Here is a 20,194-nt window from a genome sequence, read left to right as displayed (position 1 = left end):
GTGGTCTGGTTCAAGGCCTGCATGATACCGCCAAATGCCGAAGGAGGGCGCAAGTTGTTGCAGGTCAGTGCCAGGCGGCCAAAAGCGTGCTAAAACCATTACAGCCCTTTAAATAAGGGGGGCAGGGCGTATTTTGACTGACCGTTGGTGAGGCCCTTTGCAGGATCAGCGGAACTTACGCCGACATTTTTTCTCTATGATGACATCGCAACGCCAGCAGGACCCATTGTAAGGTGACTGCGGCCTGATTAGACTGCGCCGAATTCCGTACGCACAGCCCTTTGTAAGGACTCATATGATCAAGAAATGCTTGTTCCCAGCAGCCGGTTACGGCACTCGCTTCTTGCCAGCGACCAAAGCCATGCCCAAAGAGATGCTGCCGGTGGTGAACAAGCCACTGATTCAGTACGGCGTGGAAGAAGCCCTGGATGCCGGCCTGAACGAAATCTCCATCGTTACCGGCCGCGGTAAGCGCGCCCTGGAAGACCACTTCGACATCAGCTATGAGCTGGAAAACCAGATCAAAGGCACCGACAAGGAAAAATACCTGGTCGGTATCCGTAAACTGCTCGACGAGTGTTCGTTCTCTTACACCCGTCAGACTCAGATGAAAGGCCTCGGCCACGCCATCCTTACCGGCCGTCCGCTGATCGGCGACGAACCGTTCGCCGTGGTGCTGGCGGATGACCTGTGTGTGAACCTGGAAGGTGATGGTGTGCTGACCCAGATGGTCAAGCTCTACCAGAAATACCGCTGCACCATCGTTGCGGTCATGGAAGTCAACCCGACCGAAACCAACAAGTACGGCGTTATCGCCGGCGACGATATTGGCGATGGTTTGATCCGTGTGCGTGACATGGTCGAAAAGCCGGCGCCGGAAGATGCTCCGTCGAACCTGGCGATCATCGGTCGTTACATCCTTACCCCGGACATCTTCAAGCTGATCGAAGAAACCGAGCCGGGCAAGGGCGGCGAAATCCAGATCACCGATGCGCTGTTGAAGCAAGCCAAAGACGGTTGCGTGATCGCCTACAAGTTCAAAGGGCAGCGTTTTGACTGCGGTGGCGCCGAAGGCTACATCGAAGCAACCAACTTCTGCTACGAGCACTTCTACAAGACGGGCAAGGCTTACTGATTCGCGCTTGCCGCACTGTTTTAAGAGAAAGCCACCTTCGGGTGGCTTTTTCGTTTTTCAGCCCCATGTAAGTCGGTATGCTGGTGTACTGCCGAGGAGAGTGAAATGGCCTACGATTTTGACTTGTATGTAATTGGCGCCGGTTCCGGCGGTGTTCGTGCGGCGCGCTTTGCCGCAGGCTTCGGTGCCAAGGTGGCCGTGGCGGAAAGCCGCTATCTGGGCGGCACCTGTGTGAACGTCGGCTGCGTGCCAAAGAAGCTGTTGGTATACGGCGCGCATTTTGCCGAAGATTTTGAACAGGCCAGCGGCTTTGGCTGGTCCCTGGGCGAGGCGAACTTTGATTGGGCGACCCTGATCGCCAACAAGGATCGCGAGATCAACCGCCTCAACGGTATCTATCGCAACCTGTTGGTCAACAGTGGCGTGACCCTGCATGAAGGGCATGCACGCCTGGTCGATGCTCATCAGGTAGAGATCAACGGTGAGCGCTTCACTGCCAAGCACATCCTGATTGCTACCGGCGGCTGGCCGCAGATCCCTGAGATTCCAGGGCGCGAGCACGCCATTGGCTCCAATGAGGCATTCTTCCTTAAAGAGCTGCCCAAGCGCGTGCTGGTGGTGGGCGGTGGTTATATCGCCGTTGAGTTCGCCGGCATCTTCCACGGCTTGGGCGCGCAAACCTCATTGCTGTATCGCGGTGACTTGTTCTTGCGCGGCTTTGATGGTTCGGTGCGCAAACACCTGCAAGAAGAACTGACCAGGCGCGGCCTGGACTTGCAGTTCAATGCCGATATCGAGCGTATCGACAAGCAGGCCGACGGCAGCCTCAAAGCCACTTTGAAGGATGGCCGCGTGCTGGAAGCTGATTGCGTGTTCTATGCCACTGGCCGCCGTCCGATGCTGGATAACCTGGGCCTGGAAAATACCGGGGTCAAACTGGACGAACGCGGTTTCGTCGCGGTGGATGATCTCTACCAGACCGCCGAGCCGTCGATCCTGGCGATTGGCGATGTGATTGGTCGTGTGCAGCTGACGCCGGTGGCCCTGGCTGAAGGCATGGCCGTGGCGCGGCGGTTGTTCAAGCCCGAGCAATACCGCGCGGTGGATTACGCCAACATCGCGACGGCGGTGTTCAGCCTGCCGAATATCGGCACAGTCGGCCTGACAGAAGAAGATGCGCGCAAAAATGGCCACAACGTGCAGATCTTTGAAAGCCGGTTCCGGCCGATGAAGCTGACCCTGACCGATTGCCAGGAAAAGACCTTGATGAAGCTGGTGGTCGACGCCGACACCGACAAAGTGTTGGGTTGCCACATGGTCGGCCCGGATGCGGGTGAAATCGTGCAAGGCCTGGCGATCGCGCTCAAGGCGGGCGCGACCAAGCAGCATTTCGATGAAACCATCGGCGTGCATCCTACGGCGGCGGAAGAGTTCGTCACCATGCGCACGCCTGTGGCGGACTGATCAGGTTGGCTCTGCTGTCTCTGGCGCCGTTGCAACGACGGTCGCCAGGCGCAGGGCTTCGATGCTTGCCTGGGCCTTGATCAGGTCCAGCTCAAGCGCCTTGTTGTGCTGCTGGTGTTCAAGCAGGGCCGCTTGGCGCGATTGACTGTCCAGCACGGCAACCCGTAGGCGTTCCTGGAGCAGGGTGCGTTCGCTGTCGATCTGGCTGAGCTGCTCCTTGAGTTTCAGCTGCAGCGCCTGGTCCTGGCGTGCTTGCTCCTGCAGCGCATTCAATTCCTTGGCGGTCACTCGCTGCTCACTCAGCAGGCGCTCGTTATCGCGATGCAGTTGGGTGATTTCATCCTGGCGCACCAGTGCGCTTTGCTGTGCCTGACGCAGTTCGGCCTGTACCTGTTGCAACTGGCCCTCATGGCGACGCTGTTCCTGCTCACGCTGCTCCTTGATGGCAGTGCGGTAATGCTCAAGCGCATCGCGCGCGTGCAGGTGTTTTTCTTCCAGTGAGCGAATCTGCTCGTCCTTGTCATTGAGCCTTAACTCGTAATCGCTGCACGCCTGGCTCAACCCGGCGTTACGGGTTTGCTCGGTTTGCAGGCTGGTGGTGGCGGTTTGCAGTGCAGCGCTTTCTTCCGCCAGGGCAGCAGCCTGGATATCAAATTGCTGCTTGAGCTGAGTGTGCGCCTCTTCAAGCGCTTCAGCCTGGGCGAGCAGGGCGGTTTTCTGCTGTTCGAACTGCGCCAGCGCCAGGTCAATCGGCTCCTGAGCCTTGTCTTTCAAGCGCTGGGCCAGGCGCGCAACCAGCTCACCAAGCTCCTCGTCAATCGGCGCCTCGGTGATGGTCTGCCGGGTTTCGCTTTCGTCCAGCTCCTTTAAATAGCGATGAATGGTGGTTTTCGAGCCGGTATTGCCCATCTCGATCCGTACTGCGTCGATGCTGGGGTTTTCACCGCGGGCAAGGATTGCCAGGCGTGCCGTCTGAACTACTGCTTTGTTTATGCCGCCGCGAGCCATGGGGTCTCCGTCGATTTAGTACTGTGGTACATGGTATGTATATACGTACTGTAACACGAATAAAAACTTGTTGAAATTCATGATTTAACAGATGGGATATTGGCGTATTATCCCGTGTCATAACGGTTTTAACCGCCATTCCCGCTGACGGCAGTACGAAACGACACTCATGAGCGACCTGGATCGATATCTCAACGCTGCGACCCGCGACAACACGCGCCGCAGCTACCGTGCGGCGATCGAGCACTTTGAAGTGAGTTGGGGCGGGTTCCTGCCTGCCACCAGCGACAGCGTGGCGCGTTATCTGGTGGCGCACGCCGGAGTGCTGGCAGTGAACACTTTGAAACTGCGGCTCTCGGCACTGGCGCAGTGGCATACCAGCCAGGGCTTTGCTGATCCGACGAAAGCGCCGGTGGTGCGCAAGGTGCTCAAGGGGATTCGTGCCGTGCACCCGGCGCGCGAGCGGCAGGCTGAGCCTTTGCAGTTACAGCACCTGGAGCAGGTGGTGACTTCGCTGGCGCTTGAGGCAACCCAGGCCGGCGAAAATCAGGATCAGCCTCGGTTGTTGCGTGCCAAGCGTGACACTGCGCTGATTTTGCTGGGCTTCTGGCGAGGGTTTCGCAGTGATGAGCTGTGCCGATTGAGTATTGAACATGTCCAGGCTGTGCCCGGCGCCGGGATCAGCCTGTACCTGCCGCGCAGCAAAAGTGATCGAGACAACCTCGGCAAGACTTACCAGACACCGGCGCTGCTGCGCTTGTGCCCAGTGCAGGCTTACAGCGACTGGCTCAGCGCCTCGGCACTGGTGCGCGGGCCGGTGTTTCGCGGCATCGACCGTTGGGGCAACCTGGGCGAGGAGGGGCTGCACCCCAATAGCGTCATCCCGTTATTGCGTCAGGCGCTTGAGCGCGCAGGCATTCCCGCCGAGCAGTACACCAGCCACTCCTTGCGACGTGGCTTTGCTACCTGGGCCCATCGCAGTGGCTGGGACTTGAAGTCGCTGATGAATTACGTCGGGTGGAACGACATGAAATCCGCCATGCGCTATGTTGAAGCGACGCCGTTTCTGGGCATGACCCTGGCGAACCCAGCGCTGATTTAGAATTTCTTCTATTAATACGGTCATCCGATAGAGAAAGCCAATCGTCAGCATCAGGTTTGCCAATGAGCCATCGACCGACAGAGCCGGTAGGATTCATCTCATCAACTTCTTAACCCCTGACGGAGAGTCAACGATGCCTATCATCAACAGCCAAGTAAAACCGTTTAAAGCCACCGCTTTCAAAAACGGCAGCTTCGTGGATGTGACCGACGCTGACCTGAAAGGCAAGTGGTCGGTAGTGTTCTTCTACCCAGCCGACTTCACCTTCGTTTGCCCAACCGAACTGGAAGACCTGGCTGACAACTACGCCGAATTCCAGAAGCTGGGCGTCGAAATCTACAGCGTTTCCACCGACACCCACTTTGCCCACGCTGCCTGGCACAACACTTCGCCAGCCATCGGCAAAATTCAGTACACCATGATCGGCGACCCGACCCTGACTATCTCCCGCAACTTCGACGTGCTGATCGAAGAAGCTGGCCTGGCAGACCGCGGTACTTTCGTGATCAACCCGGAAGGTCAGATCAAGATCGTTGAGCTGAATGACGGTGGTGTTGGCCGTGACGCTTCCGAGCTGCTGCGCAAAATCAAAGCTGCTCAATACGTTGCTGCTCACCCAGGCGAAGTGTGCCCAGCCAAGTGGAAAGAAGGCGAAGCCACTTTGGCTCCGTCCCTGGACCTGGTCGGCAAGATCTAAGTCTGTGAAGACGTATCAAGGGCGGGAATCCGCACCTAAGTAAGCTGCATCCGCCCTCAAAACGCCCGGGCGAGATTCGCTCGGGCGTTTTTTTGTCTGCAATAAACCGAATGAACAGGAAATCGCCCGTATGTTGGACGCCAATCTTAAAGCTCAGTTGAAGTCATACCTGGAACGGGTCACCCAGCCGATCGAGATCGTCGCCTCCCTCGACGACGGCGCGAAATCCCAGGAAATGCTTGCTCTTTTGCAGGACGTCGTCAGCCTGACGACACTGATTACCTTGAAAACCGATGGTGATGATGCGCGCAGGCCATCGTTCTCCATCAACCGCCCAGGTGCCGATATCAGCCTGCGTTTCGCCGGCATCCCCATGGGCCATGAATTTACTTCGCTGGTGCTGGCCCTGCTGCAAGTCGGTGGCCACCCGTCGAAGGCCAGTGTCGAAGTGATTGAACAGATCCGCGCGCTTAAAGGCGAGTTCAGCTTCGAGACTTACTTTTCGCTGTCGTGCCAGAACTGCCCGGACGTGGTCCAGGCGCTGAACCTGATGGCGGTGCTGAATCCGAATATCCGTCACGTAGCGATCGACGGCGCGCTGTTCCAGGCCGAAGTCGACGAGCGCCAGATCATGGCGGTGCCCAGTGTCTACTTGAACGGGGTGAACTTCGGCCAGGGTCGCATGGGCCTGGAAGAAATTCTCGCCAAGCTCGATACCAGCGGCCTCGAAAAAGCCGCCGAGAAAATCAGTGCCAAAGAGGCGTTCGATGTATTGGTGGTCGGCGGCGGCCCTGCCGGTTCCTCGGCGGCCATCTACGCAGCTCGCAAAGGTATCCGTACCGGCGTGGCGGCTGAACGTTTTGGTGGCCAGGTGCTGGACACCATGTCCATCGAGAACTTTATCTCGGTACAGGAAACCGAAGGGCCGAAACTGGCCAGTGCGTTGGAAGCGCATGTGCGTCAGTACGACGTGGACATCATGAACCTGCAGCGCGCCAGCAGCCTGGTGCCGGCGAAAAACGCCGGTGAGCTGCACGAAATTCGCTTCGAAAGCGGTGCGACCCTCAAGTCCAAGACCGTTATCCTGGCCACTGGCGCCCGCTGGAGAGAGATGGGTGTGCCAGGTGAGCAGGAATATAAAGCCAAGGGCGTGTGCTTTTGCCCGCACTGCGATGGCCCGCTGTTCAAGGGCAAGCGTGTTGCGGTGATCGGCGGCGGTAACTCCGGTGTGGAAGCGGCTATTGACCTGGCCGGGATCGTCAGCCACGTCACGCTGCTTGAGTTTGACAGCAAGTTGCGCGCCGATGCCGTGCTGCAACGCAAGCTTTACAGCTTGCCGAATGTGGATGTGATTACCAGTGCGCTCACCAGCGAAGTCAAAGGCGATGGTCAGAAAGTCACCGGCCTTGCCTACAAGGACCGCGACAGTGGTGAGTTCAAGACAATCGACCTGGAAGGCATCTTCGTACAGATCGGTTTGCTGCCCAACACCGACTGGCTCAAAGGCACTGTGGAGCTGACGCCTCGCGGCGAGATCATCGTTGATGCCCGTGGCGAGACCTCGCTACCTGGTGTGTTTGCGGCCGGTGACGTCACTACCGTGCCCTACAAGCAGATCGTGATTGCGGTAGGCGAGGGCGCCAAGGCTTCGCTGAGTGCATTCGACCACCTGATTCGAACATCAGCGCCGGCATAAGCGACATGCGTAAAACCAAAAAGCCCCATGAGCGATCATGGGGCTTTTTGGTTCCTGCGTGCTGCGCCAGATGCGCCGTGGGTTACATCGGCGCCGGCTGGATGATCTCGACCCAGTAACCATCCGGGTCCTTGATGAAGGCCAGGCTCTTCATGCGGCCATCCGTCAGACGCTTCTGGAAATCGCAACCCAGCGCTTCGAAGCGCTCGCACGCAGCGACGATATCCGGCACCGAAATGCAGATGTGGCCGAAGCCGCGTGGGTCGGTATTGCCGTTGTGATAGGCAAAGTCGGCGTCGTTTTCGGTGCCGTGGTTATGGGTCAGCTCAAGGATGCCCGGAATCGATTTCATCCACTGGGTGCGCTCGGCGGCGTCGGCCGGGATCTGGGCCTTGTCCACCAGGGCCAGGAAATACAGGCTGAATTCGGCTTCCGGGAAGTCGCGTTTTTCCACCAGGGAGAAACCCAGCACGCGCGTGTAGAAGTCCAGCGATTGGGTGATGTCTTTGACCCGCAACATGGTGTGGTTGAACACGAAGTTTGCAGTGGCGGTGTCAGGTTGGGCAGTGACGCCCGGGAAGGTGTTCAGTTCGTGCAGGCTCATGGGCCCTCCAGAAAAAATGGGGCAAAGCGGTCCCTTGGCATGCGGCAAGCGTCCGTGCTGCCGGCTCATGATACGCAAGGCCCGCCTGCCGCGCCAAATGAAAAAACGCACGCGGCCCTTGCGAGCGGCAGGTCTGGGGCCGCAAACTTTGCGGCTTGAACCCTGGGTGCTTTTCACAATGATCGAGTTTCGTAAATCGCTGTTGAGTACGTTGTGCCTGATGCTGGGGAGCCCGCTCGTATTGGCGGCCGACCCGGAAATTCATTGGCCCGGCGGCTGGCAGGTCGAAGAAATCCTGCCCGACGGCGAAGCCCCCGTGACGGCTCAGAAGGTGTCTCGCCAGCGCGCGATCAAGAATGATGAAAACGGCGCAACCCTGATGGTCATGGAGTTGACCGGCACGCCAATTGAAACCGGACATAAAGTTAATCTTCCAGGCGTGTTACTGGAAATGCGCAAATCGATTCAGAAGGATTTCGCCCAGGGCGGCTATCAAAGCGTGTGCAGCAAGATGCACCCTACGACATTGAGTCGCCTTGAAGCGTTGGAAACTACTTGCGTGATAACCGAAAACGGGCGGCATGTGTTGTCACAAACATTAGTCGGCGCAGTGGATACAGATAAGGCCTATGTATTTTCTTACGCGGGCCAGGCGCAAGCCTACGAGGCGAGCAAGGACGAAGTCAGTTCGGTACGTAACAGCCTGAAACTTTGAGTCGAACGATTTTAGTGATTTTGAACAAAATCAACGGCTGGTTAAGTTCGTTTTCGAACAGTCAACCGCAAAAAAAGCCCCGCATGTGCGGGGCTCTTTTTAGTGCGGGGTGATTAGCCGCGCAGCCAGGAATCTACCGTGGCGGCGCCGTACTCTTCTTTCCACGCTTTCAGGCCGCGGTGGTTGCCGCCCTTGGTCTCGATCAGCTCGCCGGTATGCGGGTTGTGGTAGACCTTGACGACCCGTGCACGGCGCTGCTTGGGCGCTGCGGCGATGGTTGCACCCGCTTTGCGCGGGGCTGGATCAAGAATGGCGATGACATCGCGCAGACTTTTGCCGTAGCTGTCCATCAGCTTTTTGAGCTTTTCCTCGAATTCGATTTCTTTCTTCAAGCCTGCGTCGTTCTTCAAGGATTCCAGCTGTGCCAGCTGCTCTTGAAGGGCTTTTTCTGCTGCGCGAAATTCGGCGAGTCTGGACAAAATCTGTACTCCAATAGTGTAGTGGCTGATATCAACTGCAGACAAAGCTATAAGCCAGGAACGTTAACACGACGTCAACGAAAAAGACCCTTCTGCGAGTTCTGCACAGGCAGAAAAATTGTAGTAGTTAATCTCTCTGGAGTAAATCATGTCTTCTGTCCAAATAACACTCTTTCATCGGTGGCCTAACGATTTAATGAAGTCATCGCAGGGTAACGGCTTGCCGAACAGGTAGCCTTGTAAGAAATCCACACCCTGGGCGACGAGGTATTCACACTGTTCTGCTGTTTCCACACCTTCGGCAACAATGCCAAGGTCAAGCTTGACCGACAGTTCTATGATGCTGTCCAGTATATGCCGCGACAGCGCATCCGCACCGATCATGGCAACGAAGCTCTGGTCAATCTTCAAGTAGTCGACATTGAAGTTGCGCAAGTAACCGAGGCTGGAATGGCCGGTGCCGAAGTCATCGATCGCAATCATCACCCCCAACTGATGCAAGGCGTCAAACAGACTGCGGGTGGTCTCGGTGGGCTCGATCAGCTCGCGTTCAGTCAGTTCCAGTACCAGGGTGACCCGGCCAGGTGGGAAGGCGGCGAGAAATTCCTGGCAATCGGTCACCAGCTCAAGGTCCTGGCAATGCCGCGCGGTAATGTTCACGCCAATATGGAAGCCGGGGTGGAAGCGTTCGGCATGGGGCGCCAGTTGCGCGGCGGTCTGGCGCAGCAGGGCGCGAGTCATCGGCACGATGAGGCCGGAGTCTTCGGCCAGGGGAATAAACAGGTCTGGTCGCACCAGACCCTCTTTTGGATGTTTCCAGCGCATCAGCACTTCGCAACCGGCCCACTGACGTGTATCACCGCGCACCACGGGTTGGAAATACGGGATAAATTCGTTGGCGCTTAATGCCCGTTGCAGTTCCTGGGTGGGTGCCGACGAGCGTTTTTGCAGCCAATGGGCGAGGACGCCGGCCAGCACACCGAAGAACACCATCAGGCTGAATAACGCGGGATAACGGGCTTGCATATAACGCCAGGTTTCTCCTTCCGGCATACCGGCCTCGACGCTGTAGTGATAGCGCGCGGACGCCAGATGCTGATGGGCCACGGCAAATACCGGCACGGCATCGTTGTGCACTTTGCCATCGGCATCCAGCCAGTTGGGCCCCACTTGCAGCACCAGGTGGGCGTAACGGCTGATCAGGCGCAAGGCATTGGTAAGGTGGTAGCTGTCAATCGAGGCAAACGCGCCTTGATCACCCTCCACCAGGCGATAAACCAGCAACGCCGTATCCGGCGTGACAGGGTTGCCATTCATTAGCCACAACCGGCCGCCCACATAGTCATCCGGGTTGACCTGCGATTGTTTGTCGCCGCCAAACAGTGACGTGCAGTAAATGTTTTCCTGCCAGGACAACGTCGTGGCGCGTACGAACGGCCTGCGGGTGACCTGTTCGCGCAGCGCCAGTTTCGCCGCGTTATCGCAGGGCTTACCCGCCAATGGCAGCAAATCTCGAGCGGCGAGGGCAGTATTGTCGAGCATCAAGTCGAATTGGCGTACCGCTTCCTGAGCCGTTTGCGTGGTGCTTTGTTCAAGCGTGCGTTCCGCTTGCCAATAAAGAATCACCACCCCCAGCAAAATCGGGAGCAGGCCACAGGTTGCGCTGATCACATAACGTGTGGCTCGCCCTCGCGGGCCTTTGGCGGTCAGGGGCATAGGGGCAGTCAATCTACGCAAAAAGAAAGGGATGTGCCGATGATAGATGGCATTACGAAGGTGCGCTTGCTAGCGCAACGCGCTCGGGGGTGTTTATTGCCCTTAACCCATTAACGGCGGTGATCTGCGGCGCACTGTTGTTGGACGAAGCCTTGAGCGTGCCCATGCTGGTGGGCGGCATGGTGATTCTGCTGGGTATCTATCTGTGCAACAAACCCCTTGCACGAAGCAGGGCAATGGGGATTTGATAAGAGTACGGACAAACCTGGTTACGCTGTGTAGAATCGGTTTACGCATACAAGAATATGGACTTGCGCTCACGCAAGCCTCGGCCGTCAGAGACTGATGACACCATGAAGCTACTCGGCTCCCCCCTCATCTTTGGTGACTTCCTCGCCCGCAGCGTGCGGGGTCTTTCCTGTGCGCCACCCTCGAACCTCATCCTTGCTCGCAACTGAACAATTGCTACCTACAAGAATGATGAGGCATCGAAATGACCGACCAATATGAAAACCCAATGGGCCTGACGGGCTTTGAATTTATCGAATTCGCATCGCCGACGCCCGGCACGCTGGAGCCGATCTTCGAGATCATGGGCTTCACCAAGGTGGCGACCCACCGTTCCAAAGATGTTCACCTGTATCGCCAGGGCGAGATCAACCTGATCCTCAACAACGAGCCGGGCAGTCTTGCCGCTTATTTCGCGGCCGAACACGGCCCCTCGGTGTGCGGCATGGCGTTCCGCGTCAAGGACTCGCAAAAAGCCTACAACCGGGCCCTGGAACTGGGCGCTCAGCCGATCCATATTGAAACCGGGCCGATGGAGCTGAACCTGCCGGCGATCAAAGGCATCGGCGGTTCACCGTTGTACCTGATCGACCGCTTCGGCGAAGGCAACTCGATCTATGACATTGATTTCGTCTATCTCGAAGGCGTTGACCGCAACCCGGTAGGCGCTGGCCTCAAGGTTATCGACCACCTGACCCACAACGTCTATCGCGGGCGCATGATCTATTGGGCCAACTTCTACGAAAAACTGTTCAACTTCCGCGAAGCGCGCTATTTCGACATCAAGGGCGAGTACACCGGCCTGACCTCCAAGGCCATGAGCGCGCCGGACGGCAAGATCCGCATCCCGCTGAACGAAGAATCGTCCAAGGGCGCCGGCCAGATCGAAGAGTTCCTGATGCAGTTCAATGGCGAAGGCATTCAACACGTGGCATTCCTCACCGACGACCTGGTCAAAACCTGGGACGCGCTGAAGAAGATCGGCATGCGCTTTATGACCGCACCGCCAGACACCTACTACGAAATGCTTGAAGGCCGCCTGCCGAACCATGGTGAGCCGGTGGACCAGTTGCAATCGCGTGGCATCCTGCTGGACGGTTCGTCGGTTGCTGGCGATAAGCGTCTGCTGTTGCAGATCTTCTCGGAAACCCTGATGGGGCCGGTGTTCTTCGAATTCATCCAGCGCAAGGGCGACGATGGATTTGGCGAAGGCAATTTCAAGGCGCTGTTCGAGTCGATTGAGCGCGACCAGGTGCGGCGTGGTGTGCTGACTACCGACTGAGTACTTCGTTAAAGCAAAACGGCCCGGTTTTTACCGGGCTTTTTTGTGTCTGTTATACCGAGTTGCAATTGGTGGGCGGTGAAACAGGAACAGATGTTTCTTAAAAAATCACATAGAGGCGAGGAGCGCAGAAAAACCTGCGCTTCAATTCCGAAGAGGTGCGCTTATGAATGTGAATTCTCCTACTCTAAAACCGCCGTCAGGTGCTCCGATCTCACCGCAGCACGCAGACCCCGTCCGCAATGTGCGCTCGACCCATAACGTCGATCCCATCAACATGGCGCGCAAGCGCTTTTGCGATGAGGGTGAAGAACAGTTTCGCAGTGGTGACTTAACTGCCAGAGGGCACGCGTTGGTGAAGGCGGTTGTGTACCCAGATAAAGCCGGAGCCCCTGGTGTGCAGGTCTCGACATTTGCCGTCAACGGGTTTCAATCCCAGGATATGGTAATGATCCAGCGGGTCCCCCCCTCGACCGAAGGCCCCAATTTTGTTGTGTATATGCCGGAAGATGAATTCATGTCGTTTCACGAGTTCGATACCGTCGAACAGATGACTGACTGGGTTAAGGCTGTAGCCACAGACCCGATTGCGCGGGCCCAATTTGTACGGCACTTTGCCAATTCGAGATCACCAGGGCAGCAGGGACGGGTGGAGCAGAGCCTGGTTCAGTTCGAAGCCGGCGACACCAACGTAGTGGTGGGGCGTTTTGCGATCGTGAAGGGCGACGTCTTTGAGCGCCTGAACATGGACGTCGTTCCGTTTGAAGGGCTCTGCGAATGGAAATACGTGGGTGTCGGGCCCAAGGGCACGCCCATTTATCAAGGGCGTCAGCCGGATGGACAGGTGGTGCTTTATTCTTTCGACGCTTACGGAAACCTACAAGGGGCCAGAGGGAAGAACGAATATTTCTTTGTTCAAAACGGGCTGAACGAACACAAAGCGCTCATACCGATGACGCAAAAAAAGTTCCTGCACAAAGTCGTCAGCAGCGCGCTGGACAACTCTGGGGCTAATGACTTGCGCGGGCTTTTGGATGAACTTGTGAAGCAGCTCAGAAACCCAGGGCACAGTATTGGGACGGCACTCAAAGAGCTAGGCGTTCCTGACGACGTTGCCACCTCTATTGAGGAAATACTGAAAAACCCTGTGGCGGGAACGCTGCTTGAATTGAACCATGACAATCGGATCGGCAAGGTGTTTGGTGTCGATAAAGAAACGATGGATGCCCGCTTGGAAAGTGTGGGTCACACCATACAGAGCAATATTCCCCGTTATGGCACCTGGAGAAAAAGGTTAAATGAGCTGGCCGATACCATCGAAGAAAAGGCCGGCACGTACGAAGAACCGTCCCCAGAGGTGAGGACCTGATTCCATCCTCGCCGTAATAACGAGGGGTACGGATACCCCCACACCCTCTATTCAGGCCCGGCGCTGACGCACCAAATGCTTGAACCCTTCATACACCAGCACCATCACCGCCAGCCAGATCGGAATATAGGTCAGCCACTGTCCGCCCTCGATCCCTTCGCCCAACAGCAACGCCACAGCCAGCAGCAGCACTGGCTCCACATAGCTGAGTAGCCCGAACAGGCTGAACGCCAGCAAGCGACTGGCAATGATGTAGCTCACCAGTGCCGAAGCGCTGATCAAACCCAGCATCGGAATCAGCGCGTAGAGTTTGGGATGTGCATCGAGCACCGCAAAGCCCTGTTCGCCGCTCTGCACAAACCACCAGGCTACCGGCAGCATGAGCGCCATATCCAGCCACAGCCCACCCAAATGGTCGGTGGTCAGGTATTTGCGCACCACGAAATACACCGGGTAGCCGATGATCACCACCAGGGTTGCCCAGGAAAAACCACCGGCCTGATACAACTCGTTCAGTACGCCCAGCACCGCAAACACCACGGCGATCTGCTGCAACCGTGACAACCGCTCGCCGTAGACCAGGCGCCCGGTGAGCACCATGGTCAGCGGCAGCAGAAAGTACCCCACCGACACATCCAGGCTGCGCCCATTCAGCGGCGCCCACATAAACAGCCACAATTGCACACCGAGCAAGGCAGAGGACACCAGTACGCCGCCGATCAGACGCGGCCTGGCCGCCAGCATGCGCAGCAATTCCCACACCCGACGCCATTCGCCGCTGACGATCATGAACACCGTCATGCATGGGACGGTGAGCAACATGCGCCAGCCAAAAATCTCCAGGCCACTCAACGGTGTGAGCAGTGACGTGAAGTAATACATCACGGCAAACAACACCGAGGCCAAGACCGATAACACTACACCTTTAGACACGCTGTCCTCGCGAAAGCCGATTCATATCCAGTTCAAGGGCGGAGTATGGCGGTTTTTGCGAGAAATAGAATGTGCCTGCCGGTTAAGCACTAGAGCAGACATCCAATCACCTGAGGCGAGCGAGCTTGCTCCCTCGCCTCAGTTTTACCGGTTCTTCTCAAGGCATCAGGCAGATGTCAGCCCGCTGGCAACGCCACTCGGCCGGAAACGAAATGGCCCACATCATTGAACCCCGGTGTGGAGGAATGCCCTGGCGTGACCAGCGAATCAATGAATGCCTCATCCTCAGCTGTGATGTTGACCTCCAGCGCGCGAGTGTAGGCATCCCACTGCGCCTCGGTACGCGGCCCGACAATTGCCGAACTCACTGCCGCGTTGTTCAGCACCCAGGCAATGGCGAACTCTACAATCCCCACGCCACGTCCCTGGGTGTATTGCTGGATCAGCTGGGCGATGCGCAGCGACTCAACCCGCCATTCGGTTTCCAGGATGCGCTTGTCCTGGCGCGCGGCACGGCTGCCTGGCTCGGGTGTAACGTCAGGCGCGTACTTGCCACTGAGCACTCCTCGTGCCAGCGGGCTGTAAGGCACCACACCCAAACCATAGGCTGCCGCCGCGGTGATTTGCTCGACCTCGGCCTGGCGGTTGACGATGTTATACAGCGGCTGACTGATGATGGGTTTATCCACCCCCAGACGTTCGGCCACGCGAATCACTTCAGCGATGCGCCACCCGCGGTAATTGGACAGGCCCCAGTAGCGGATCTTGCCTTGGCGGATCAGGTCTCCGATGGCCGACACAGTCACCTCCAGAGGCGTGCCGTGGTCTTCACGGTGCAGGTAGTAAATGTCCAGATAATCGGTATCCAGGCGCGTCAGGCTGGCTTCCAACGCATTGAAGATGCGCTTGCGGTTCAACCCGCTGCGATTGGGCAAACCATCGGCGGGGCCGAAACCGACTTTGGTGGCCAGCACCCAATCCTGGCGATTGCGCGCAATGGCTTCGCCGACGATCTCTTCGGAGCGCCCGCCGGTGTAGACATCGGCGGTGTCGATAAAATTGATGCCCTGGTCCCAGGCCTTGTCGATGATACGCAGAGAGTCTTCGGTGCTGGTCTGTTCGCCAAACATCATGGTGCCGAGCGTCAGTGCGCTGACCTTCAACCCGGACTGGCCCAATGTGCGGTAAATCATGCAAAGCTCCTTGTGGCAGGCAAATGTGAGTCATGCAATACCAGACCCGACGGCTCTGGAACAAGCCCTGGGCGTATTTCTTCATGTGCGCAGCAATGTCTGGCAGCGTGCCTGTAAAAAGCGACGCAGCACTTACACCCGCTCCGACACGTGCAGGCGGTGAGGGCACATCAGTTGATGTAACGGGGCATTGTCTGTTGGGCGCAGGGGGCGGACGGAAGAAGTGGCAGTGGGCGGTTGTAAAACAGGCCTTGGCTTGCCGGTGGGGTGCATAAGTATCTACACAACTTTGCAGTCGCCAACAGTAACCACGATGCGAAGCGAGCCGCTCTTGCTCTTGCTCTTGCTCTTGATCTGCTTTTGATCTTGATCTCAGGCGCCCCGTCAAACCACGCTGGCCGGAATTCGACAGGGATTTGGGGGGTAAACCGGCAGGGATGCCGGTTTAGCCGCCCCGCGCCATGGATGGCGCGTGGCGGCGGCCCCCCAAATCCCTGGCGGATTACGGGCACACCGAGCCTAAGCGAGGTGCCGAGTGGTGGGGCAAGAGCGCTTTGGTTACTTTCGCGCTTTTCGAAAGTGACCCGCTGTAAAAGCGGAACCCATAGCAGCCATTACCCAAATAACGGATATGTACTCGATCAAAGCCCAGCACCCTGGTCGGCCCTGAGGCCGCCATCGGGGGCAGGCCCCCTCCCACAGGTCCGGCTTCGCACCAAAGTTGTGTAGATACCCGTGCAGTGGGTGACAAGCCAACCTTGACAGGAAGCAAAGCCAACTCAAGCCCTGTTCAGCGCAAAGTTACCATCGACCAGCGTGAACTCTTGCCCGTCGTATGTCCGGAACGAGCAGGTAAAAGTGCCTGAGGCTTTATCATCGGAAGCCAGTTCATCCAGCAACAGCTCGCCCGCGTATGCAGTAAAGGCCAAGCCGGGCACCCGTTGATACTGAATCCGAACCTGATTGTTTCCCGCCAAGTCGTGCTTCAGACCGCTCGCGGCTTTGTCGATGACGATCCCGATAATATTACGAACCTGCGGCAGCCCGTCATCCTTGTGCTCGCCTATAAAGATCCAACGGTCCGGTCTATGTCCATCAAAGTTTGAGCTGTCAATTCTCAGTTCATTGGCGACGAAATGGGGCCCTGGATGCGGTCCCCCCACGAAGGTAGCGCTCAGGTGGCCCTTTGCGGGGTACTGTGCGGTAAGGCCAGTTGAAAGGCCGGTCAGTTCCGCCTTACCGTCGAGCGTTAACCGGCTGCTTCCAAAGGCTGCGGTACATTTGAACGACGCGGTTATATGCGTGCCGTCGAAAGCCACTACCACCGTTCCTTCAAATGCGACATAAGTTTGGTTGCCCTGGTGTTCGCGGGTCCAAAAGTGAAGCCTGGCTTTGCCATCTGCAAAATTGTAAGTATGTGGAGTTGCGTCCAGCGGTAGATCGGCGGGCAGGTACACATCACAGGCCAGGTAGTCTTCGGGCGCCTCGGATAAACGGTGGAGCCCTGCCAAATGCCATTCTTCGCTGGGATCTCGGTGCAGCCGCATCTCGCCGGCGTCGCCGGTGAAATCGATGTGCAGGTCACCCCGGACGGTGACTTCAAACGTCCCTTCAGTGTTTTTTGCTGTTTTGCCAGTCATGTCAACGCTCCTCTGCGGTCGGTGGGCAATCGCCACACCGACAGCGTAAGAAACCTCGAAAGTGCTGGATACTGTCAGGTATGACAGGTTTAAGTGACGGCTTTTTAATTCCAGGTCGTGCTTTAGGTTAACGCGCCAAGCAGGCGCAAGCGCCCTTGAAGCCTGACGCCGCTTACTGTTATGCCTTGAGCGTACGGGTCATGCGCAACGCCAACACGCTCCCCCCCACAATCACCGCCGCCAGCAAGTACAGCGCCACATCAGTGGATCCGGTAGCGTCTTTCACAAACCCCACGATATAGGGGCTGAGAAAGCCCGCCATCTGCCCCATGGAGTTTATCAGCGCCAGACCACCCGCCGCCGCGCCCGCGCTGAGCATGGCGGTGGGCACCGGCCAGAACATTGGCAGTCCGGTGAGAGCACCCATGGTGGCGATGGTCAGGCCAAGAATGGCGATGGCAGGCGTAGTGGCGAAGTTCACCGCAATCACCAGGCCGATTGCGCCCATCAGCATGGGCACCACCAAATGCCAGCGGCGTTCCTTGCGCAAATCAGCGGAGCGGCCCACCAGCAACATGAACACCGCCGCGAGCAGATAGGGGATCGCACTGAGCCAGCCAATCACCAGGTTATCGCTGAAACCCAGGCTCTTGATAATTGACGGCAACCAGAAGTTGATGGCGTACACGCCGCTCTGGATGCAGAAGTAGATCAGGCCGAACGCCCAGATCGCCGGGTTCTTGAACACTTCGGCCAGCGAGTCGCTGGTGGTTACGGGCTTGTTCGCCAGGTCCGTGGCCTGGTCGGCTTCCAACACGGCGCGCTCATGGGGTTTGAGCCACTTGGCGTTGGCGAAACTGTCACTGAGCAGGAAGTAGGCGAGGGCGCCGAGGATTACGGTGGGGATGCCTTGCAGCAGGAACATCCACTGCCAGCCGGCCAAGCCCCCTTGGCCGGCGGCGAAGTGGTTGAGAATCCAGCCGGAAAACGGGCTGCCGAGCAAGCCCGATACCGGGATCGCCGACATGAACAGCGCCATGATCCGCCCACGGCGGAAGGTCGGGAACCACTGGGAGAGGTACAGCACCACACCGGGGAAGAAACCAGCCTCAGCGGCGCCGGTAAACAGGCGCAAGGTGTAAAAGTGCGTAGGGGTGGTCACGAACAGCAGACACGTAGACAGCGTGCCCCACACGATCATCATCAGCGCAATCCAGCGCCGTGGTCCAAACCGGGTCAGTGCCAGGTTGCTCGGCACGCCGCACAGCACATAGCCGATAAAGAAAATCCCGGCGCCCAGGCCGTACACGGTTTCGCTGAACTTCAATGCATCGAGCATCTGCAACTTGGCAAAGCCAACGTTGACCCGGTCGAGGTAGTTGAACAGATAGCAGATGAAGATGAAGGGGATCAGGCGCAGGGTGATGCGCTTGTAGATGGCGTTTTTATCGTCATCGCTGGCCAGTGCGGCAGTGGCGCTCTGTGGCATGGGGATTCTCTCTTTATTATGATTTTTCGCGGCGCGAGGGTAACGTTGACCGCCCCCACAGTCTCGGCGACGTCATGGGCGACTGTCTTTGTGCCGACGCACAGCTAAGCCGCGTTTGCGCTGTGCCGGTGAACAACCTGTCTTTTTAGGAAATTAGCCCCATGTTCGAGCTGGATCATGACTTGGCGCAGGAGATTGTCGATCGCACCATGGCCATCCTGCCGTATAACGTCAACGTCATGGACAGCCAGGGCCTGATCCTCGGCAGCGGCGAGCCGGAACGTATCAATACTCGTCACGAAGGCGCGCAACTGGTCCTGGCCAATGGCAGGGTGGTAGAAATCGACGGGCAGACCGCCAAGCATCTCAAGGGTGTGCAACCTGGCATCAACCTGCCGCTCATGCATGATCAGCGTTTGATCGGCGTGCTGGGCATTACCGGCGAACCGGATGGGCTGCGCACCTATGCCGAACTGGTGCGCATGACGGCTGAAATGTTGGTCAGCCATCGCCACCAGCAAACCGAACAACAATGGCGCCGCCAGCGTTGCGATGATCTGCTGGCCTTGCTGCTGGCCGACAATGGCGACTCACCCCGCCTGGTGGATGAAGCCCGGCAGCTGGGCCTCAAGCCAAACCTTGCGCGCACGCCATACCTGTTCGAAATGGGCCCGGGCCAATCGGCAGAAGCTTTGAGCGCCTGGCTCACCAGCCGCTATCCCGACAGTTGGTGCGTCAGCCCTGCGCAGTTCTCCCTGCTGTGGTGCCGGCCTGCCGCTGTGCAGGTCGATAATCCGCGCTTGCTGGAAAAACTCGACGGCCTGGGCTGGAATATCCTGCGCGTTGCCGTCGGCGGGCAAGCGGATGGCCTGGCTGGGCTGCGCCGCTGTTACCGGCGGGTGGGGGATCTGCTTGCCTATGGCCGCGATCTGCTGCCGCACACCCGCCTGTTAACCCTCAATCGTTATCGTCTGCCGGTCATGCTCTGGCGCCATCGTAACGACGACGCCCTGGACGAACTGCTCAATCCTTTGCGCAAAGTGCTGGCCAAGGACGGCAACGGGCAACTGCTGGCCACCCTGCGCAGTTGGTGCGAGCACGACGGGCAAAGCCAGGCGTGTGCCGATGCCTTGGGCATCCACCGTAACAGCCTGCGTTACCGCATGGAGCGCATAGCCGAACTCAGCGGCATCGATCCGCTGACCCTCGACGGTATGCTTGCCTTGTACCTGGGAGTGCAGTTGTTGCCTGAACCCCTGTAATTAGATGGACTCGCCCAAGCCGAGGCGTCTATGCGCCACGGTGGCATTCTTATAGAAGCCAACGACAGCGAGGGCGAGCCCATGAAAAAGCATACGACGATCAATCAGTCTTTGTCAGCCGA

17 protein-coding genes and 1 pseudogene are annotated in these 20,194 nt (G+C 57.8%); 10 read left to right on the top strand and 8 right to left on the bottom strand.

Features of this window, described 5'->3' with window-relative positions; genetic code table 11:
* Positions 1-295 precede the first annotated feature (295 nt).
* On the top strand, positions 296-1,135 hold the full coding sequence (galU, locus tag TX23_RS18085) for a UTP--glucose-1-phosphate uridylyltransferase GalU (RefSeq protein WP_003173830.1): 840 nt from the start codon (positions 296-298) through the stop codon (positions 1,133-1,135).
* A gap of 105 nt (positions 1,136-1,240) precedes the next feature.
* On the top strand, positions 1,241-2,599 hold the full coding sequence (gene gorA / locus TX23_RS18080; protein ID WP_057703367.1) for a glutathione-disulfide reductase: 1,359 nt from the start codon (positions 1,241-1,243) through the stop codon (positions 2,597-2,599).
* On the opposite strand, the gene TX23_RS18075 is transcribed toward gorA, so the two are convergent.
* Positions 2,600-3,607: a DNA-binding protein gene (locus TX23_RS18075; protein ID WP_057703366.1), complete on the bottom strand. Its 1,008-nt coding sequence runs from the start codon at positions 3,605-3,607 to the stop codon at positions 2,600-2,602.
* Between the two features lie 169 nt (positions 3,608-3,776).
* Between TX23_RS18075 and TX23_RS18070 the strand changes: the two genes are divergently transcribed.
* From TX23_RS18070 to ahpF, 3 genes are all read left to right on the top strand, one after another.
* Entirely contained in the window at positions 3,777-4,709 is a 933-nt protein-coding gene (locus TX23_RS18070) for a site-specific integrase (protein ID WP_057703365.1), read from the top strand.
* A gap of 133 nt (positions 4,710-4,842) precedes the next feature.
* Positions 4,843-5,406, top strand: coding sequence for an alkyl hydroperoxide reductase subunit C (gene ahpC, locus TX23_RS18065; RefSeq protein WP_003191303.1), 564 nt, complete (start codon positions 4,843-4,845; stop codon positions 5,404-5,406).
* A gap of 130 nt (positions 5,407-5,536) precedes the next feature.
* Complete coding sequence (ahpF, locus tag TX23_RS18060) at positions 5,537-7,102, top strand: alkyl hydroperoxide reductase subunit F (RefSeq protein WP_057703364.1); 1,566 nt, start codon at positions 5,537-5,539, stop codon at positions 7,100-7,102.
* 82 nt (positions 7,103-7,184) lie between these two features.
* Here ahpF and gloA read toward each other — a convergent pair whose 3' ends face one another.
* On the bottom strand, positions 7,185-7,706 hold the full coding sequence (gene gloA, locus TX23_RS18055; RefSeq protein WP_057703363.1) for a lactoylglutathione lyase: 522 nt from the start codon (positions 7,704-7,706) through the stop codon (positions 7,185-7,187).
* Between the two features lie 178 nt (positions 7,707-7,884).
* On the opposite strand from gloA, the gene TX23_RS18050 reads away from it, so the two are divergent.
* Positions 7,885-8,421, top strand: coding sequence for a DUF4946 domain-containing protein (locus tag TX23_RS18050; RefSeq protein WP_057703621.1), 537 nt, complete (start codon positions 7,885-7,887; stop codon positions 8,419-8,421).
* A gap of 113 nt (positions 8,422-8,534) precedes the next feature.
* Here TX23_RS18050 and TX23_RS18045 read toward each other — a convergent pair whose 3' ends face one another.
* Together TX23_RS18045 and TX23_RS18040 are read right to left on the bottom strand one after the other, a co-directional pair.
* Complete coding sequence (locus TX23_RS18045) at positions 8,535-8,900, bottom strand: histone-like nucleoid-structuring protein, MvaT/MvaU family (RefSeq protein ID WP_032875443.1); 366 nt, start codon at positions 8,898-8,900, stop codon at positions 8,535-8,537.
* Between the two features lie 174 nt (positions 8,901-9,074).
* Positions 9,075-10,616, bottom strand: a complete 1,542-nt coding sequence (locus tag TX23_RS18040; protein ID WP_057703362.1) for an EAL domain-containing protein — start codon at positions 10,614-10,616, stop codon at positions 9,075-9,077.
* 71 nt (positions 10,617-10,687) lie between these two features.
* Between TX23_RS18040 and TX23_RS27370 the strand changes: the two are divergent.
* From TX23_RS27370 to TX23_RS18030, 3 genes and pseudogenes are all read left to right on the top strand, one after another.
* Positions 10,688-10,864, top strand: a pseudogene (locus tag TX23_RS27370) (EamA family transporter); the annotation flags it as partial.
* Positions 10,865-11,109: 245 nt separating this feature from the next.
* Positions 11,110-12,186: a 4-hydroxyphenylpyruvate dioxygenase gene (gene hppD / locus TX23_RS18035; RefSeq protein WP_057703361.1), complete on the top strand. Its 1,077-nt coding sequence runs from the start codon at positions 11,110-11,112 to the stop codon at positions 12,184-12,186.
* Positions 12,187-12,352: 166 nt separating this feature from the next.
* Positions 12,353-13,555 carry a dermonecrotic toxin domain-containing protein gene (locus TX23_RS18030; protein ID WP_198843992.1) on the top strand — a complete coding sequence of 401 codons (1,203 nt, stop codon included), beginning with the start codon at positions 12,353-12,355 and terminating at the stop codon, positions 13,553-13,555.
* A 51-nt stretch (positions 13,556-13,606) separates the two neighbouring features.
* Here TX23_RS18030 and rarD read toward each other — a convergent pair whose 3' ends face one another.
* From rarD to TX23_RS18010, 4 genes are all read right to left on the bottom strand, one after another.
* Complete coding sequence (rarD, locus tag TX23_RS18025; protein ID WP_057703359.1) at positions 13,607-14,488, bottom strand: EamA family transporter RarD; 882 nt, start codon at positions 14,486-14,488, stop codon at positions 13,607-13,609.
* A 176-nt stretch (positions 14,489-14,664) separates the two neighbouring features.
* Positions 14,665-15,681, bottom strand: a complete 1,017-nt coding sequence (locus TX23_RS18020) for an aldo/keto reductase (RefSeq protein ID WP_057703358.1) — start codon at positions 15,679-15,681, stop codon at positions 14,665-14,667.
* Between the two features lie 779 nt (positions 15,682-16,460).
* Positions 16,461-17,321, bottom strand: a complete 861-nt coding sequence (locus TX23_RS18015; RefSeq protein WP_057703357.1) for a hypothetical protein — start codon at positions 17,319-17,321, stop codon at positions 16,461-16,463.
* Positions 17,322-17,499: 178 nt separating this feature from the next.
* Complete coding sequence (locus tag TX23_RS18010) at positions 17,500-18,810, bottom strand: MFS transporter (protein WP_057703356.1); 1,311 nt, start codon at positions 18,808-18,810, stop codon at positions 17,500-17,502.
* A gap of 161 nt (positions 18,811-18,971) precedes the next feature.
* Between TX23_RS18010 and TX23_RS18005 the strand changes: the two genes are divergently transcribed.
* A complete protein-coding gene (locus TX23_RS18005) occupies positions 18,972-20,072 on the top strand; it encodes a sugar diacid recognition domain-containing protein (protein WP_057703355.1) in 1,101 nt (366 codons plus the stop codon).
* The last annotated feature ends 122 nt before the right edge of the window (positions 20,073-20,194 follow it).

This window comes from Pseudomonas paralactis (assembly GCF_001439735.1).
Taxonomy (GTDB): Bacteria; Pseudomonadota; Gammaproteobacteria; order Pseudomonadales; family Pseudomonadaceae; genus Aquipseudomonas; species Aquipseudomonas paralactis.
This window is presented reverse-complemented; position numbering and strand designations above follow the sequence as displayed.

What these genes read in the sequence shown, in the direction of transcription:
- galU (WP_003173830.1), top strand. Translation starts at nt 296, where the DNA reads ATGATCAAGAAATGCTTGTTCCCAGCAGCCGGTTACGGCACTCGCTTC.
- gorA (WP_057703367.1), top strand. Translation starts at nt 1,241, where the DNA reads ATGGCCTACGATTTTGACTTGTATGTAATTGGCGCCGGTTCCGGCGGT.
- TX23_RS18075 (WP_057703366.1), bottom strand. Translation starts at nt 3,607, where the DNA reads ATGGCTCGCGGCGGCATAAACAAAGCAGTAGTTCAGACGGCACGCCTG.
- TX23_RS18070 (WP_057703365.1), top strand. Translation starts at nt 3,777, where the DNA reads ATGAGCGACCTGGATCGATATCTCAACGCTGCGACCCGCGACAACACG.
- ahpC (WP_003191303.1), top strand. Translation starts at nt 4,843, where the DNA reads ATGCCTATCATCAACAGCCAAGTAAAACCGTTTAAAGCCACCGCTTTC.
- ahpF (WP_057703364.1), top strand. Translation starts at nt 5,537, where the DNA reads ATGTTGGACGCCAATCTTAAAGCTCAGTTGAAGTCATACCTGGAACGG.
- gloA (WP_057703363.1), bottom strand. Translation starts at nt 7,706, where the DNA reads ATGAGCCTGCACGAACTGAACACCTTCCCGGGCGTCACTGCCCAACCT.
- TX23_RS18050 (WP_057703621.1), top strand. Translation starts at nt 7,885, where the DNA reads ATGATCGAGTTTCGTAAATCGCTGTTGAGTACGTTGTGCCTGATGCTG.
- TX23_RS18040 (WP_057703362.1), bottom strand. Translation starts at nt 10,616, where the DNA reads ATGCCCCTGACCGCCAAAGGCCCGCGAGGGCGAGCCACACGTTATGTG.
- hppD (WP_057703361.1), top strand. Translation starts at nt 11,110, where the DNA reads ATGACCGACCAATATGAAAACCCAATGGGCCTGACGGGCTTTGAATTT.
- TX23_RS18030 (WP_198843992.1), top strand. Translation starts at nt 12,353, where the DNA reads ATGAATGTGAATTCTCCTACTCTAAAACCGCCGTCAGGTGCTCCGATC.
- TX23_RS18020 (WP_057703358.1), bottom strand. Translation starts at nt 15,681, where the DNA reads ATGATTTACCGCACATTGGGCCAGTCCGGGTTGAAGGTCAGCGCACTG.
- TX23_RS18015 (WP_057703357.1), bottom strand. Translation starts at nt 17,321, where the DNA reads ATGACTGGCAAAACAGCAAAAAACACTGAAGGGACGTTTGAAGTCACC.
- TX23_RS18010 (WP_057703356.1), bottom strand. Translation starts at nt 18,810, where the DNA reads ATGCCACAGAGCGCCACTGCCGCACTGGCCAGCGATGACGATAAAAAC.
- TX23_RS18005 (WP_057703355.1), top strand. Translation starts at nt 18,972, where the DNA reads ATGTTCGAGCTGGATCATGACTTGGCGCAGGAGATTGTCGATCGCACC.